At 55.1% G+C, this 15,586-nt stretch carries 10 protein-coding genes and 2 pseudogenes; 3 read left to right on the top strand and 9 right to left on the bottom strand.

What is annotated here, in order from left to right:
• Positions 1-15: 15 nt before the first annotated feature.
• From IPK01_03645 to IPK01_03620, 6 genes and pseudogenes are all read right to left on the bottom strand, one after another.
• Complete coding sequence (locus IPK01_03645) at positions 16-1,911, bottom strand: PQQ-binding-like beta-propeller repeat protein (protein ID MBK7932588.1); 1,896 nt, start codon at positions 1,909-1,911, stop codon at positions 16-18.
• A gap of 39 nt (positions 1,912-1,950) precedes the next feature.
• Positions 1,951-3,060, bottom strand: a complete 1,110-nt coding sequence (locus IPK01_03640; GenBank protein ID MBK7932587.1) for a hypothetical protein — start codon at positions 3,058-3,060, stop codon at positions 1,951-1,953.
• A gap of 237 nt (positions 3,061-3,297) precedes the next feature.
• Positions 3,298-4,014, bottom strand: a complete 717-nt coding sequence (locus IPK01_03635) for a hypothetical protein (GenBank protein MBK7932586.1) — start codon at positions 4,012-4,014, stop codon at positions 3,298-3,300.
• A gap of 65 nt (positions 4,015-4,079) precedes the next feature.
• Positions 4,080-5,093: a hypothetical protein gene (locus tag IPK01_03630; GenBank protein MBK7932585.1), complete on the bottom strand. Its 1,014-nt coding sequence runs from the start codon at positions 5,091-5,093 to the stop codon at positions 4,080-4,082.
• 97 nt (positions 5,094-5,190) lie between these two features.
• Complete coding sequence (bshA, locus tag IPK01_03625; GenBank protein ID MBK7932584.1) at positions 5,191-6,333, bottom strand: N-acetyl-alpha-D-glucosaminyl L-malate synthase BshA; 1,143 nt, start codon at positions 6,331-6,333, stop codon at positions 5,191-5,193.
• A 48-nt stretch (positions 6,334-6,381) separates the two neighbouring features.
• Positions 6,382-7,696 (bottom strand): annotated as a pseudogene (locus IPK01_03620) (PQQ-dependent sugar dehydrogenase).
• 39 nt (positions 7,697-7,735) lie between these two features.
• On the opposite strand from IPK01_03620, the gene IPK01_03615 reads away from it, so the two are divergent.
• From IPK01_03615 to IPK01_03605, 3 genes are all read left to right on the top strand, one after another.
• On the top strand, positions 7,736-8,605 hold the full coding sequence (locus tag IPK01_03615) for a polyphosphate kinase 2 family protein (protein MBK7932583.1): 870 nt from the start codon (positions 7,736-7,738) through the stop codon (positions 8,603-8,605).
• A gap of 113 nt (positions 8,606-8,718) precedes the next feature.
• The gene (locus IPK01_03610; GenBank protein ID MBK7932582.1) at positions 8,719-9,081 is read left to right on the top strand and encodes a zinc ribbon domain-containing protein; all 363 of its coding nucleotides are present in this window, start codon (positions 8,719-8,721) and stop codon (positions 9,079-9,081) included.
• A 5-nt stretch (positions 9,082-9,086) separates the two neighbouring features.
• The gene (locus IPK01_03605) at positions 9,087-9,305 is read left to right on the top strand and encodes a hypothetical protein (GenBank protein MBK7932581.1); all 219 of its coding nucleotides are present in this window, start codon (positions 9,087-9,089) and stop codon (positions 9,303-9,305) included.
• A gap of 28 nt (positions 9,306-9,333) precedes the next feature.
• On the opposite strand, the gene IPK01_03600 is transcribed toward IPK01_03605, so the two are convergent.
• The 3 genes and pseudogenes from IPK01_03600 to IPK01_03590 form a co-directional block, all read right to left on the bottom strand.
• Positions 9,334-10,332, bottom strand: a complete 999-nt coding sequence (locus IPK01_03600; protein MBK7932580.1) for a PQQ-dependent sugar dehydrogenase — start codon at positions 10,330-10,332, stop codon at positions 9,334-9,336.
• A 191-nt stretch (positions 10,333-10,523) separates the two neighbouring features.
• Positions 10,524-12,474 (bottom strand): annotated as a pseudogene (locus IPK01_03595) (ABC-F family ATP-binding cassette domain-containing protein).
• 10 nt (positions 12,475-12,484) lie between these two features.
• Positions 12,485-15,577, bottom strand: a complete 3,093-nt coding sequence (locus IPK01_03590; protein MBK7932579.1) for a VWA domain-containing protein — start codon at positions 15,575-15,577, stop codon at positions 12,485-12,487.
• Positions 15,578-15,586: the final 9 nt, after the last annotated feature.

Below are 15,586 nucleotides of genomic sequence, written 5' to 3'. Positions count from 1 at the left end.
CTGTGGCTAATTTTCTTACCGTCCCACAATATCGAACGCCTGTAATCTACTGCCGTTTGCCGAATAGAGCAAACCGCTTGTCTCGTCCGTAACGAACTGCGGATCTGGGTCTGAGACTAGTGCGTATCTCGAATCGCGTCCGTTGTGGATGTTGACGCCGACGAGGCCTTTGCGGTCGTATGGTTTGGCTAGGTCGGTGTAGAAATACATGTGGTTCGAGCGAAGTTCGGCGAGGCGTTTGCGGCGGAGCAGATAGTCGCTCAATCGCTCGATCTGGCGGATCGGATCGATGCGGTCGAAAATGCTCTCTTTGATCTCGGCCCGCGAAGGCGTCACTCGATCGATAGCCCGGCCGATTATCTTACCGCGAAGGTCGGTCGCATTCGGTATCGATATCTGCAGGCCCGAAAACCGGCTGATCAGATCAGGTGCACGGCCGATCGAGCCGTATGCGTAGATGCGTTTCGTAATATAGTTTTGTGCCGAGTTGCTTGCTAGTGTCGAGAGATCGAACGAACCAAACCGAGTTTTCAGCCCCGACCAACGAAACGAATTTGCCGCCGACAAAAGATTCATACCGCCGCGAACCAACCCAAGCGCCGATGTCGCCAGCCCGCCGTAACGAAAATATATCGCCGCCGCCCGGAGAGCGATCCCGGCGACGATCTTAAATACGCCGCGTGCCGGAGGTTTGTGGCGAACGCGCCAGAGGTCCGAACCCTTGCTCTCGCCAAACCGCATCGCCGCGATCTCATCACGGCCGCCGATCACCGCCTGGCCGCTTTCGTTTATCAGCACGAACTGAGCTTTTTCGACCTTGTGCTCCCGTTTCGAACGTGCTTTTCCATCTCGAGCGTCGATGGTGATGAGATCGTCCTTGTCGGCGATCAGGATCGTGTTCGCGTCCGCGAACATAAAATTGGTCAGGCCCTTGTCGGTGCCCTTGTAACGCCAGATCGTCTTGCCGGTTTTTGTATCGATCGCCGAGACGCCGAATGGCCCTTTTTGCTGTGATTCGCCGTCCTTGAGCCTTGTGAACTGGCCGCCGGTGCGGACGTAAAGAACGTTGCCGACGCGTGCCATCTCGGCACAGATGCCGAGGTCGTCGGCCTTCCAATCCACGTTTCCTGTGCGGCGATCGACCGCACGAACGCGGCCGCGGCCTGAGACATAGACATGCGTGTCGTCAAATATCGGATCGGCCTCGGTCAGGGCCAGGCCGTCTTCGTTTATCTTGAATTTCTCGCGTTCCTTCTCTTTGCCGGTGCGGGCGTCGTAGCTTGTGGCGCCTTCGTAAAAGAGAAACAGCCGCCCGTCGAGCAGCAGCGGTGCGCGGTAATTGTCGAGCGTAAAATCGATCTCGCCGAGCTCCTCGCCAAACCGCGATGGCATCATCTCGATCTCGCCATCGAGATCGCGCTTCCATAGCTCGTCTCCGGTCGAGAGCTGCATTACGTGAACGACCGGTTTTCGCTTAAAATCGTCGCCCGCCTTGCCCATCGTGCCTTTGACCATTACGACCGTGATCAGATCAAGCGTTGGATCGACCGCGAGCTGCATTACGTCGCCCTTGACCTTGTCGCTTTGCCAGATCGTCGAGCCCGTCAGCAGATCGACCGCCTCGAGCCGCGACTTGCTGCCGAGGTCGCGTGAGAACAAGATCAGATCGGTGTCAGGCACCGGCGTGACGGCGGTTTCCTCGATCTTGCCCGTATCACGCCGCCAGATCCGTTCGCCGGTTTTCCCGTCGATCGCGTACAAACTTCGCTCCGTCCCGGCGAGCATCACGCCAAAATCGGTCGTCTGGTAAAAGCGAATTTTCGAATCGAGATTTGATTGCCAGACCGTCTGAGCCGGAGAAATGGCCGCAAAAAGGCACAGAAGGCACAAAAGTAAAACAGCAGCTTTCATGCTGCTATTTTAACGCTTTAATTGTGAATCTGAAAGAACTTACTGTATGCGATACGCCTTTGCCTTCCACACAACGACGACCGTGCCGCCGAGGCTTTCAGCGATGCGTTTGATGCTGCCGTCGAGGTCTTTGTACGCGTCGGAGCCGCGAGTGACGCGGATCATCGGCTGGCCGTTGAAGCTGGTGTCGTACCAGACGCCGCCGCGATTGTCGAAGTTCTTGCCGCCGACCGAGCGGATCGGCGTTTGAGTATAGATGTTCGAATTCGATTGCTGCTGCGTCATGCTCGGGCCAACGTTACGGGTTGGGCCGGTACCGGATTTTTTCGGGGCAGACAATATGCCATCGCGCACACCTCGTTCGTCCGCCGTCTTGCTGCGGTCGATGGCGACTGCGTCGTCGTCCTTTAGCTTGACTTCATTCCGTTCTTCGCGAGTAACGGCCGGCTGGCCGCCGGTGATCGACGGAGCGGGTTCGGTCACAGCAGATTTGGATGCGGCGATCTCTTTGTCCGCAGGTGCTCCGTAAGTGTCGCTCGTGTCGGGCTTCTTGGCTTCGGGCTGATCGGTGCGTCCGGTAACGCCTTCGGGTGCGGCTGTCGCGGGTTGAGTCTTTGCAACATCGGAATTTGCCGGTGCAGTTACTGAAGGGGCCGGGACGGCAGAGTTTGACTGGGTCGTGTTAGCTTGATTTGGAGCCGCCGCCGCGGGTTCGCTTGCCGCCGGCCTCGCTTTATTGGCCATCGCAACGTCGCTCTGATTCGCAGCGTTACGGTTCTGGATCGCCAGATAACCAATGATCCCGCTAAATGCGACGACCAATGCACCCATCGCAAGCGCCAGATTTGGCGTGCGGAAAAGCTTGCTGTACCAGGGAATCGCGGCCTCCACGATCGGCGCGACAACGCTTGCCGCTTCGGTTGTTTCCGCCTCGCCGTTCATCGACATCGCAAACGCAAGCTGTTTGCGGCACCGGTCGCAGTCGGCAAAATGCTCCATATTGAGCAATTTGGCCTTCGGCGGCAGGGCGTTTTCGACAAACGCCGCGATCGTGTCGGCATCGAGGTGAGCGGTCGTCACAGACACACCGCTGCCGCCTCGCGCTCGTCGCAAGATCGCATCCATTTCTTTGTCGAATTCAAGTTCCATCAAATTTTTCAGCCACAGAGGAAATTAACAGGGATTTCGGGGATAAACCGGGATTCAGGAAAAATCAAAAATATCCTGTCCATCCCTTTCATCCCTGTTAATTTCAAATATCTCTGTGGCTACAGGCTTTCGTAACCCAACAGTAGAACGCATCAGACCATCATTTCTTGCACCATGGCAAGTATCAGCAACACTGCGAACATCGTTTCGAGATTAATGCCGAGGCTCGCGGCGGTTTCAGACAGGTGGCGTTTGACCTCGGTCTCGGTCCAGCCGTGCCTGTTTTTCAACTCTTTTTCCACGCCTTTGCGGATCTCGGTCTGCACACGTGTCAGCTTTCGGCTCGCTGTAGCTTCGTGGTAGCCGAAGGTCGCGGTGCGAACCAAAATGATTGCCATCGCCATTCGCGGCCTCATTCGCTAGATTTTCGAACTCTCGATCCTCTTCGATCTGGACGAATTTCGAAGTTTTGCGAAACTGATCGACCGCAAGCTGCGATACCACTGCACGCAGCCACCCGGCGAGCGAGCCTCGCCCCGAATAGTACGCCAGCTTGCTCTTCTTATTGCCGTCGGCATCCACACGCAACCCGTAAAGCTCAGCCCAAATGGAGCTTGCCAAGTCCTCGGCGTCCTCATTATTTGACGAGATCTTACGGGCCGCCGATTTTACGGTCGAATCAAAATTCGCGACCAGATCTTCCCAAGCCTTTTCATCGCCCCGCTCGCACGCAACTATCAAACACAGATCATCAGCCCGAATATCATGCACGAACTCCTCAATATCCGTCGGAGCCAGATCCGTCGCGTCGTTCAACAGATATTTGCGAAGCGTCGCCTCGACTCGCGAGGCGATGTCTGCGCCCGTCAACCCGCGCGCGTTCTCCGCACGAGAGATCAGATGCTCTATCGCTTCACCAACCGTATTTTTGTGCTTCTCGGCGATCGGACTCATTCAAAAGTTGACAGAATTTTAGCACTCTTTTGATGAAAGTTTTAGCTATTGGCGTTGTTTGGTGCTTATTTGAGGTGCTTCCGCAAAAACGAGACTATCTTATATCCGTCGTAATAGACCCACGGTTTAACGCCGAGGGTGTAGTGGCCGCAGGGAATCGTTACTGCGCTGTGTTTGATCTTGTGCGCGCGCAGAGCTTTGATGGTGTCGCGTGAGAGGTCAACGGGGAAGCTGAGGTCGTAGAGGGTGTAGATGTATCGCTGGGGACGGGGCGGCAGACTCGCGAGGCGGTCCATGTAAGCCATGGGCGAGATGGGCAGCCAGTATTCGCGGAGTTCGTCGAGCGTGACGTTGCCGTCCATGCTCTCTTTGACGTGATAGGTCGAAAGGCCGTGCCAGACGACATCCGCCGGATAGCCCGAGACGTGATTAAAGACCGCCGTGTCGATCTGCATATCGTGCGTAAACGCAAAAAAACCGACGCACGAACCGATGCTCGTCCCCACGATCCCGATCTTCTCGTAACCTTGCTCTTTTAACCATTTCACCGCCGAACGCGTATCGACCACAGCCTGCTGCAGCGATTGCAGCGTCCGTCCGACGTTCGGGGCCACCAGATATTCGGCACGCTCAAGCTCAGGCGGCATACGCTCTTCGTGATACGGCAGCGTCAAACGCAACGCTGACATTCCGACCATATTGAACATCTTGCACAGGTCAAAATATGTCCCGGCCTTCGCGTTCCAATGCGGCAGCACTAAAACGGCGGACTTCTTGTTCGTTTCGTGCGGGAAATATTTGGCGTAAACCGTATTGTTCTCCGGTGAAACCGTCGTGATGCCGCTGGTCCAGGTTAGAATGTCGCCGTCCAGTTTGAAATCTGAAATTTCCGGCGAGAAAAAGAAATCTTCGCTATGCTCAAGCGTATTCCGCGAAAAATCGCTAAACAATTTCCTCGGATCGTCGCCGTTCGCTTTGTCCGTTATATACTCAGTGCCCCAGTCGAACGGATGCGCGACGCGATTGTCATCGAGCATAGCGAAATGCCGTTCCTTGTTGTGCATGTAGCGTTTGAGCATAGCTTAGGAAAATTTAACCACAGATAAATACAGATAAGCACAGATCAGAAGTTGATCTTATTCGCGTTTATCTGTATTTATCTGTGGTTTCGTGTCTTCATGCGGCGGCGGCTTTCGCCTTTTTTACGATCTTTTCGTAAAAAGCGATGTACTGCGGGATGATCTTTTCGGTCGAATAGCGTGATATCGCGAGTTCGCGGCCCCGTTCGCCGAATGCCCGACGCATATCTTCGTCATTGAGCAGTTTGAGCGTATCTACACTCATCTTCTCGACATCGCCGACATCACTCAAAAAACCGGTCTCGCCGTCATTGACGACCTCGGGAATACCGCCGATACGTGTTGCGATCACCGGAACTTCGCACGCTTGTGCTTCGAGAGCGGCAAGGCCGAATGATTCGAGTTCCGACGGCAGCAGGAACACATCCGCGACGCCGAGATAGTCGGCGATGTTCGCCTGTTTGCCGACGTAAACTACGTTGCCGTTCATCCCGAATTGCTCTCCGCGATATCGCACCGCGGACAGCTCCGGGCCGTCGCCGACGAGTATGAGCTTCGCATTCTGGCCCTCAGCCCTTACTTTCGCCAGTATCTCAACACAATCATTTGGGCGCTTGACGTGGCGGAAATTCGATACGTGGACCAGAAGACGCTCGCCGTTTGGTGCAAGTTCCGCTCGAAGCGGAGCTTCGGGCGTCCGGAAATAGTGCTTTCCGCAAATGAAATTCGGGATGACCTCGATCTCGTCAAAATCAAAGGTTTCGATCGTCGCCTGTTTTAAGAATTTGGAAACGGCCGTCACTCCGTCCGATTGCTGCAGGCCGTATCGCGTGATCGGCAAATAGCTGCGGTCGGCTCCGACAAGCGTGATGTCCGTGCCGTGAAGCGTTGTAATCACGGGCACATAACGCTTTTGCTTGATCGATTCGCGCGCCAATATCGCCGAGATCGAATGCGGTATCGCGTAATGAACGTGGAGCAGATCGAGCTTTTCGGCACGGGCGACGGTCGCCATCTTGGTCGCCAGTGCGAGGTCGTACGGCTGATGCTCGAAAAGCGGATACGACATCATCTCGACCTCGTGAAAATGTATTCGCTCGTTCAGCTCCGTAAGCCGAGTCGGCAAAAACGACGAGATAAAATGAACATTATGCCCGCGTTCCGCGAGGTCGCGGCCGAGTTCCGAGCCGACTATTCCGCTGCCGCCGTATGTTGGATAAACTGTGATGCCGATATTCATGCGAATCCCTTAGCGAAAACTTCATTGTAACATATATCGTTACAAAAGCTAGGAGAAACTCCGCAAGAGAGTACCTGCGAGCACTATCAAGACCGACAGGCAAGCCTTTGGCTGCGCAGTTTCCGGAGTTTCGTCGGTCAGCTTGGCCGTGGGCTCATCGGCCGGCGGTTCGGTCTCGGCGATCGTTGTCGTAGTACCTTTCTTGCGGATCAGGTAGACGACGCCGGTGAAATCGTCGGTCAGCAGGAACGAATTGGCGTCGAGCTTCATGATGTCGCACGGGCGGCCCCAGACGGTCGAGCCCTGGAGAAATCCGCTGAGGAAATCCTGCAGCTTTTCGCCCTTTCGCATGATGACGACCTTGTATCCGTGGCCGATCTTCTTATTTGTCGAGCCGTGAAGCGAGACGAGGAACGCATTTTTGATCGTTTCGTCCGCATCAGCATCGTCAAAATAATCAAAGCCAAGTGCCGATGAACGAGCCGGGAAATAAGCATACGGAGCTGTCACATTCGCGCACTGTCCGGGCCGTTTGAATTTCGGGTCGGCGAATATCTTGCCTTCGGACGAGTGGCAATAGGGCCAGCCGTAATCGGCACCTTCCTTGAGTGCGTAGAATGTTTCGTCAGGTTTTTGCAGCCCGAGATGGTCCGAGCCCTGATTGGTCGCAAACACAAATTTGCCGATCGCCCGCAGGCCGACGGCATTACGCAGGCCTTTTGCAAACTCCTTTTGATCGGTGCCGTCGGGGTTCATCGAGATGATGCTGGCTCGCACCTTTTCCTTTTCGACGCAAGCGTTGCAGCTCGAACCGACCGAGACGTACAGCTTGTTGTCCGGCGAAAACGAGATCGTCCGCGTCAGGTGCCAGCCGCCGTATTTGTAACTGAGGCCGTAGTCGGGAAATGTGGCGAGCACCTGCGGCTTGGTGTCGGTCGGTTTGGTTTCGCCGCGTAAATTTGCGGCGTGTCAGTTGATGAGTCTCGGCTAGATAGAACCATTCCTGGCCGTCCGAGTCTTTGTAAAATTGGACGCTGTTCGGATTTCGCAGATTCTGCATGTAGGGAACGGCACGCGTGAATTTGCCGGTCTTGCCGTTCCAGCCGTCGAGAATGTAAACCGTCCCGCGGCTGCCGTCGGCGAGGTTGTACATATCGGTCACGAAAATGCGGCCGTCCGGTGCCTTCGCGAAAAAGCGGACGCGTTTGAGGCCTTCGAGAGCCGGGATCATCTCCCAGCCTTCGGCAAGTTTGAGCGTGAACGTCTTGCCGTTCTTGAGCGAGATCCGCGTCGGCTCGAGTTTTGGCTGAGCAAAAACCGCGGATGTGAGCAAAGCAGCGAATAAAAAGGTTAGTATTTTCATTGGATTCGTGATATTCGTGTTATTCGTGGCAAAAACAATATGAAAACCGAAAAATTCCTTGCTGTCGAAGGCAAAAAAGTAAAACTCAAGGATCACCCGACCGATTTCACCGACGGATTCACCGACAAGAAAGAGGCCGCACTCGATCTTGAGAAAAATGTCGCAGCCCTTGCCGAACTGCAGGACAAGCTATATGCACAGAATGTTCACTCACTTCTCATAATTTTTCAAGCTATGGACGCCGCCGGCAAAGATAGCGCGATAAAACATGTGATGAGCGGTGTAAATCCTCAGGGCTGTCAGGTGACCGCATTTAAGGCACCGTCCGCCGAAGAGCTCGATCACGATTATCTATGGCGATGCCAAAAAGCACTACCCGAACGCGGCCGCATCGGCATTTTTAACCGTTCGCACTACGAAGAAGTACTCGTCGTCCGCGTTCATCCCGGCATTTTGCAGGGACAGCAACTGCCCGACGCGATCAAAAGCGACAAGAACATTTGGAAAAAGCGGTTCGAACACATTCGCGATTGGGAAAATCACCTTGCTGAAAACGGGACGCACGTGATCAAGTTTTTCCTGAACGTCTCAAAGGACGAGCAGAAAAAACGCTTTCTCGAACGCATCGATCAGCCCGAAAAGAATTGGAAATTCTCCGCCGGCGACGCCAAAGAACGCGCCGTCTGGGACGATTACATGAAAGCCTACGAGGACGCCATCTCAGCCACCTCGACGAAAAAGTCGCCCTGGTACATCATTCCGGCCGACAAAAAATGGTTCACGCGGCTGGCCGTTTCTGAGATCATCGTCAAAAGGCTGGAGTCGATGGGCCTGGCATACCCAACAGTAACTGAGGCTCGAATGGCAGAGCTGGTCGAGTCAAAGGCGATCTTGGAAGCTGAGAAATAGGCCGCATCTCCGCGTCTTCGCTCAGCGAACGCTGCGTTAGAAATTCAATTAACGCAGAGAACACGGAACCAAACCGCGAGAAAATTCGTTTTCTTGATCTAGAACGTAACTTTATGTTTTGCCCCGATTGCGGAATTGAAGAGAGACAGGCGAACCAGTTTTGTCGTGCATGCGGCACCGACCTGCGGCGTGTGCGTGTAGCGGTCTCATCGCCCGACAGCATAACGGCATCGGCGGTGTCGGCACGGGACGAGATCGGCCGTGCAATTGCGGACAAGATACGCGAAACGCAGGGAGCCTACGAACTAAAAAAAGTCGCCGAAGATGTTCTGCCCGAGATCGAAAAATTCCTCGAGTCGCCCGAAGAGAAACGGATGCGTCGGATGCGCGTAGGAATGCTGTTGTCATGCATCGGGCTCGGGGCCGCTATCGGCATTACGCTGGTTAAGTTGGGCTATGAAAGACAGACGGCGTGATGTTTATGGCCGCACTCGGCCTTGTCACATTCTTTCATCGGCCTCGGCTTTATCTTGAACGGCGTCTTCCTGACCGTCCCAAAAAGGGCCTCGCCGACCGCTCATCCGACGCCGACAGCCAACGCCGACTCGACGGCATAACCGGACACTACAAACGACCTAAAACTGCCCGAACCCGCGAGCTTGTTTTCATCTGTGACCGAGAATACGACAAAGCACCTTAAAGAGAAACAGCCCGTCGTCCGCGACTGATCAGTTTACCGGTACGATCCGCAGAATACGGTCGTCGTCTTTGGCAGGCGTTGCTCGGCCGTCGCGGTTTGAGGTGGAGAAATAGATGTAGCCGTCGGGGCCCTCGGACATTTCGCGGATTCGGCCGACGTTGCCTTCGATGAGGTTTTCCTGAGCGGCGACCTTGCGTCCGTCGAGCGTGACGCGGATGATCTTGGCTCCGCGAAGGCAGCTAAAAAAGAAATCGCCCTTCATCGTCGGGAACGCCGATCCGTTGTAGAACATTGCGCTCGCGGGTGCACACGCGGGCGAATATTCGAGCAGCGGCGAGATCATTCCGTCTCGTTTTTCGGTGTGATGTATCTCGGACCAACCGAGGTTTTGGCCGCGTTCGACAATGTTGACCTCGTCACCGCCCGAGCCTTTGCCCTCAAAAAAGCTCGGCCCGTGCTCGGTCTGAAACATCAATCCAGATCCCGGCTGCCAAGCCAACCCCTGAGCATTACGATGTCCGTACGACCAGATCTCGGTCCTCGCCCCCGCGGTGCCGACGAACGGATTGTCCTTCGGTATCGTACCGTCGTCATTGAGCCGCAGCGTTTTGCCGGCAAGCGAATCCAGTTTCTGAGCGAGATTCCAATCGGTCGAATCGCCGGTCGTGACATACAATTTCCCGTCCGGCCCAAACCGGCAACGCATTCCCGCATGATTCGGGGCTCCGGGAATGTTCTCGATGATGACAGTCGGCTCATTGAATTTGCCGTCCGCGTATCTGTAACGCATCACCTTAACGCGTTTGCCGTCTTTGTTGTAGGAATAGGCGAGATAGACAAAGCTGTTCTTCGCAAAATCAGGATGCAGCGAGATATCCATCAAACCGCTCTCGCTCGAGGGTTCGACATCGGGAACAGTGAAAACGGGTTCGGTCTTCAGTTTGCCATTCTCAATGATACGCACACGCCCCGGCCGCTCGGTAAACAACAGATCCTTATTCGGCAGCCACGCAAATCCCCACGGCACTTCGAGGCCCGTCGCGACTGTTTCCAGCTTGAACCGGACGTCTTTGGTCTTCGTCTCAAAGGTCTGCCCGTCGGCAAAACCGGTCGGAGCGGCACAGCTTGCCGCGGAAAGGATTGAACGACGACGAAGAATTCAGTAAGAACTAGCTTCATGATCTGATATTACCAGTTTCGATATCGTGAACAAGAAAATTATCGCGATGCCGAAGCCTTGTTTGCCTCTTCGGCCCGTTCGGCAAGTTCGGCCCAGCGTTCCATATCAATTTCTAGTTGCTCGTTCAGCTTTTGTTGTTCGACAAATAGCTCGTGAACCTTTCCGGCGTCGCTGGCGGCGAGGGCGAGTTCTTTGTCGATCTCGGGCAGGCGTTTTTCGGTTTCTTCGATGCGTTTTTCGAGAGCTTCGAATTCGCGTGTTTCGTTGAACGTGAGTTTTTTGGGCTTTCCCGTTCCGGTGGAGTCGTCTTTTGTGTGAGCCGGAACCCGGTCGCTATCGCTCGCGGTTCTGACAGGAACCGCAGTCGCTTGCTCCTTGAGCCTGGCATCATCGCGTTCTTTTGCTTCGAGATATGCGGAATAGTCGCCGGCGTATTCACGGACGTGGCCGCCGGGTTCGAAGCGGAAAACGTTTTCGATCGTGCGATCAAGAAAGTATCGGTCATGGCTGACGACGATAAGGGCACCGGCGAAATCGTCGAGGTATTCTTCGAGAGCGACGAGCGTCGGGATGTCGAGGTCGTTGGTCGGCTCATCGAGCAGCAGTACATTTGGCGATCCCATTAGAATTCGGAGCAGGTATAAACGCCGTCGTTCGCCGCCCGACAGATTTCCGATGACGGCGTATTGAGCGGCCGGCTCGAACAGAAACCGTTCAAGCATCTTGCCCGCCGTGATCTGCACGCCTTCGTTTGTCGTGACGTATTCGGCGACATTGCGGATGTAATCGATCACGCGTTCGTCATCATTGAGTGCTCGGCTTTCCTGATCGTAATATCCAATGTGAACCGTTTGCCCGATGTCGATCTCGCCGCTCGTCGGTGCGACGCGGCCGGTGATCATATCGAGCAAAGTCGTTTTTCCGCTGCCATTCGCACCGATTATGCCGATTCGGTCATCGCGTTTTAGAAGATACGTAAATCCGTCGATGAGCTTTGTATCGCCGTACGATTTGGAAAGGTTGTTGATCTCAACGACCTTTGAACCAAGCCGTTTCGAACCGATCGCGATATCGACCTCGCCTTTCGCTTGCTCTTTCGGGAATCGCCATCAGCGTGTGGGCGGCCTCGATGCGGTGTTTTGATTTGCGCGTTCGAGCCTTGGCACCGCGTCGGAGCCAGGCGAGTTCCTTTTTGATAAGCTGCTCTCGTTTATGCCCTTCGACGGCGAGAAGCTCGTCCTGCTCGGCCTTCTTTTCCAGATAGTAAGCGTAGTTACCGCTGAAATTCTGAACAGTTGCTCGATCTACCTCGAAGATGCGATCCGTCACGCGATCGAGAAAATAGCGGTCGTGCGTGACGAGCAAAAGAGCACCTGTATATCGCCGCAGATAATCCTCAAGCCACTCGATCGTGTCGGCGTCGAGGTGATTGGTCGGCTCGTCGAGGATGAGGATGTCCGGGTTGAAGATCAGTTCGTGAGCGAGGGCGACACGCTTTCGCTGGCCGCCCGAGAGCGTGCCCATCTTTGCCGAAGTGTCCGTGATCTCGAGCCGAGTCAGCACGGCACGGGCATTTGCCTCAATGTCCCAACCGCCGTTCATTTCGAGTTCGTGCTGGAGAGCTGACATTCGCTGCAGCGTCGCGGCGTCTGATTTTCCGGCGGCGACGTCGTGGCAAACGTCCTCATAATCGCGGATCGTCTGCATCACACCGCTGCTCGACGCAAATATCGTCTCGAGCACGGTCAGGTTCTCGTCATAAGGCGGATTCTGCGAAAGATAAGCGAGCGTCTGCCCTTTCGCCCGCACAACACGCCCCGTATCAGGCTCCTCAACGCCCGCAATGATCCGCAAAAGCGTCGTCTTGCCCGAGCCGTTGGCACCGATAATGCCGATCTTGTCACGGTCCTCGAGACCGAGTGTTACATTCTCAAACAGCGGCTTAAAACCGTAGTTCTTAGAGATATTTTCGAGCGAGACGATGTTAATATATTGGTTCTTAGCTCGTCAATCTCCGGTAGATATTAGGCATCCGCTCGGGCAGACTCAGCACGTCATCGATGATCGTGTAGCCGACGTTGCCGTAGAGGTCTTTTAGTTCGGCTTCGGATTCGCGGTCGATGGTGATGCAGAATGGGGTGATGCCGGTGGTCTTGGCCTCGGTCAGGGCTTCGCGAACGTCCTCGCGGGCGTAGCGGGCGTCGCCGTAATCGTGATCGTACGGGCGGCCGTCGGTGAGGATGATGAGCAGCTTGGTTCGAGCCTCCTGCCGCAGCAATTTATGCGAAGCGTGGCGGATCGCGGCACCGAGGCGCGTGTTGTTTTGAAACGTGATGCCGCCGATGCGTTTTTCGATCACTTCGGAATATTTCTCGGCGAAATCCTTAACGACATAAAATTTCACGTTACGGCGGCCTTCGCTCGTGAAACCATAGATCGAATAGACATCGCCGACGGCCTCGAGGGCTTCGCTCATGAGGACAAGGCCTTCTTTTTCGATCTCGATAATGCGGCGGCCGGGATGTGTGTAAGGCTGAAGCGGATTTCGTGTGATCGTGCGTGCGGTCGACGACGATTGATCGAGTAAGATCAAAACGGCAACGTCACGCTGACGCCGCAGTTTTTTTGTATAGATATTCTCGGACTGCAAACCGTCCGCCCGGCGGTCGACGACGAAATCGACGAGGGCGTTGAGGTCGTAATCTTCGCCGTCGATCTCGCGGTTGACCCGCGTCAGGTTTTCGGGTTTCATCAATTGAAACTGATGCCTGATCGACGAGATCACGCCGCGATAGCGCGAACGGGTAAGCTCAACAAAGTTCCGGTCGCCCTGTTTAACCTTTTTCTCGATGACACGGCTCCAGCCGACGCGATAGTCGTTTAGATCACGGTCCCATTCGTCATAGGCAAATGCAACATCGTCCACTTCAAGTGCTTGCTCGGGAATATCGCTCTGCGACCACGCCTCCGAACCCTGCAGATCGTCGGGCTCGCCTTCGTCGTCGAGGCTGTTCCAGGCGTTGAAAAGGTCGCGGATGTCCTCGGTATTTTTCTGCCGCTCGCGCTTAACCTGATCTTCGGTCACGGCCTCGGCCGCGTCTTTGTCGTCGTAGGCAAACTCGCTCTTGTCCTCGGTGTTGTCCGACTCGGCTTCCTGCGAGTCTTCGGGCGTGATGTTTTGGAACAGCGTGTAAACGCGCGAGGTGGCCATCAGCGAATCGGCGACGGTTGCGTCATTCATCTGAAGATGCTTTTCCATCACCGATTCGATCTCGCTGACTATTTGGCCGTAGAATCGTTTAGCATCATCGGTCGCGCCGCCGCAGAGCGTGATCTGGAACAACAGCTCGAACGGCACCTGATGCATCGGCAGGTCGAAAATATACGGACGGTTCGCGTTAAGATGCGATTGCATCAGATCGAGGTCTTTGCGCAATCCCCGATATGTGTGCCGGAGCCGGGTGTCGATGCGTGCATTCTCCATCGTCGCAAAGATCTTCCGAGCAAGACGCGGTTCGGGAAAGGCAGTCAGGACTGTGCGATAGTCCGAATTCTTTGGCAGCTTTGGCGAACGCTTTTTCTCTGTGACGCCATCCGGCAAAGCCTTTTCGCCCTTTTGAACATCCTCGATATAACCCGCAAGTGAGAAAGCATCAAGCTGATCGGCCGTCGCGCTATATAGATCGATGAGGTCGGCGTAGGCCGCTTTGAGCCCCAATGTGTCCTGCTCGAATGTGCCGAATTCGATCTGCCCGGCACCGTGGGCGGCGAGGACCTTGTAGAGGCGAAAATCCATCTCGTCGTCGTCAAATTCGGCAACAGCGGACGGCAGATAGATGGTTTTTCCATCACCGATCCGCGATTCCTGTCCGCCTGCAGAAATTGGAGCGACCTCGATCTCTTTGCCGGTGAGGGCTTCGATGTACATCCGCAAAACGGTTTGGATCCGCTCGAGCGGCAATCCCAAACGCGTTTCCTGCAAACGCTCGTTCGAGTCTCGGGTTTCGAGTGCAAAATAGCTGCGGCGGGCCTTGGTCGAATCGTGTTCGCGTTCACGAATACCGTTCTCGACCCATTCCTCGAACTGAGCGATCGAAACGGTCTTGAGCGCCGTCGCACTCGAACGAAACGCTGCCAGAGCACTCTCGGCATCCGTCTCAGCTATCTTCGCCGTAAGCTGCAGAACGCGCTGAATATCTTCGGGCTTCGCCTTTTTCTTTTTCGTGAACGAGCCGAAAAATTTTGGCGTGGTCCGAAGGAACGAGATGAGCACAGCATTTCCGTGCTTTGCGATCGAGCGTGCAAGCAGATGCCAATCGTCGAACGCCTTTGGTGTTGACGCCAATACTTCGCTGCCGGCGCTAACGAAATGCAGCGTCACGCTGCCGCCGAATTCGAGGAATTCGCTCGCTCGATCCATTAGCAGGACGGCTTCATCGGCCGATATCTTTTCTAGTGCGGACGGCAGGTTTGCCCACAAATCAGCTGTCATTCCGCCGGTTCGTTCGGCAAATTGAGCGGCGAGAGCGAGGATCGCGGCGGAAACTTTATCCTTTTCGTTCTCAAACTTCGCCAAAGCGTGGGCAACCTCGGGCGTATTCCGCAGAAACTCGGAGCTGTGTTTGGCGCTACGCTGCGCGATCTCGACCGCGAGCAGGAGAATTTCTGACAGCAGTTTGTCGTCGCCTATCTCGCCGGCGAGATCGGGAATTAACTGGAATGTTTCAAGCGAGATAGAACTCGACAGGACGAGTTGACGGGTGCAGACCTGAAAAACCGCCGATCGAGCAGGCTCGGGAACTTTCTTGAGCCCGGAAACGCCGTCCGTAAAGAACTTGGCACCGATATCGGCATTGCCCATCGCAAGCCGTCGGCCCATTTCGCCCCAATGACGCAGGTCGTCAGCCGACAATATTTTCGCAGCTTTCGGGACGGCTTCGACAAACTCGCGGCTGACCCGCAAAGATACACCGGCGAGTGCGGCACTTATCTCAAGGGCAGCTCGCTTTTTTTCGACGCTTAATTGGCCCAGCCTGCGGGCTAGTCCGGTGATCGTGGGTTTTTGCGACGCCTCTGTCTCGTTCTCCGCCATCTATACAGA

The organism is Acidobacteriota bacterium (assembly GCA_016713675.1).
In the GTDB taxonomy this organism is placed as follows: Bacteria; Acidobacteriota; Blastocatellia; order Pyrinomonadales; family Pyrinomonadaceae; genus OLB17.
Note: the sequence above shows the minus strand (reverse complement) of the source record. Positions and strands in the feature narration are given on the sequence as shown.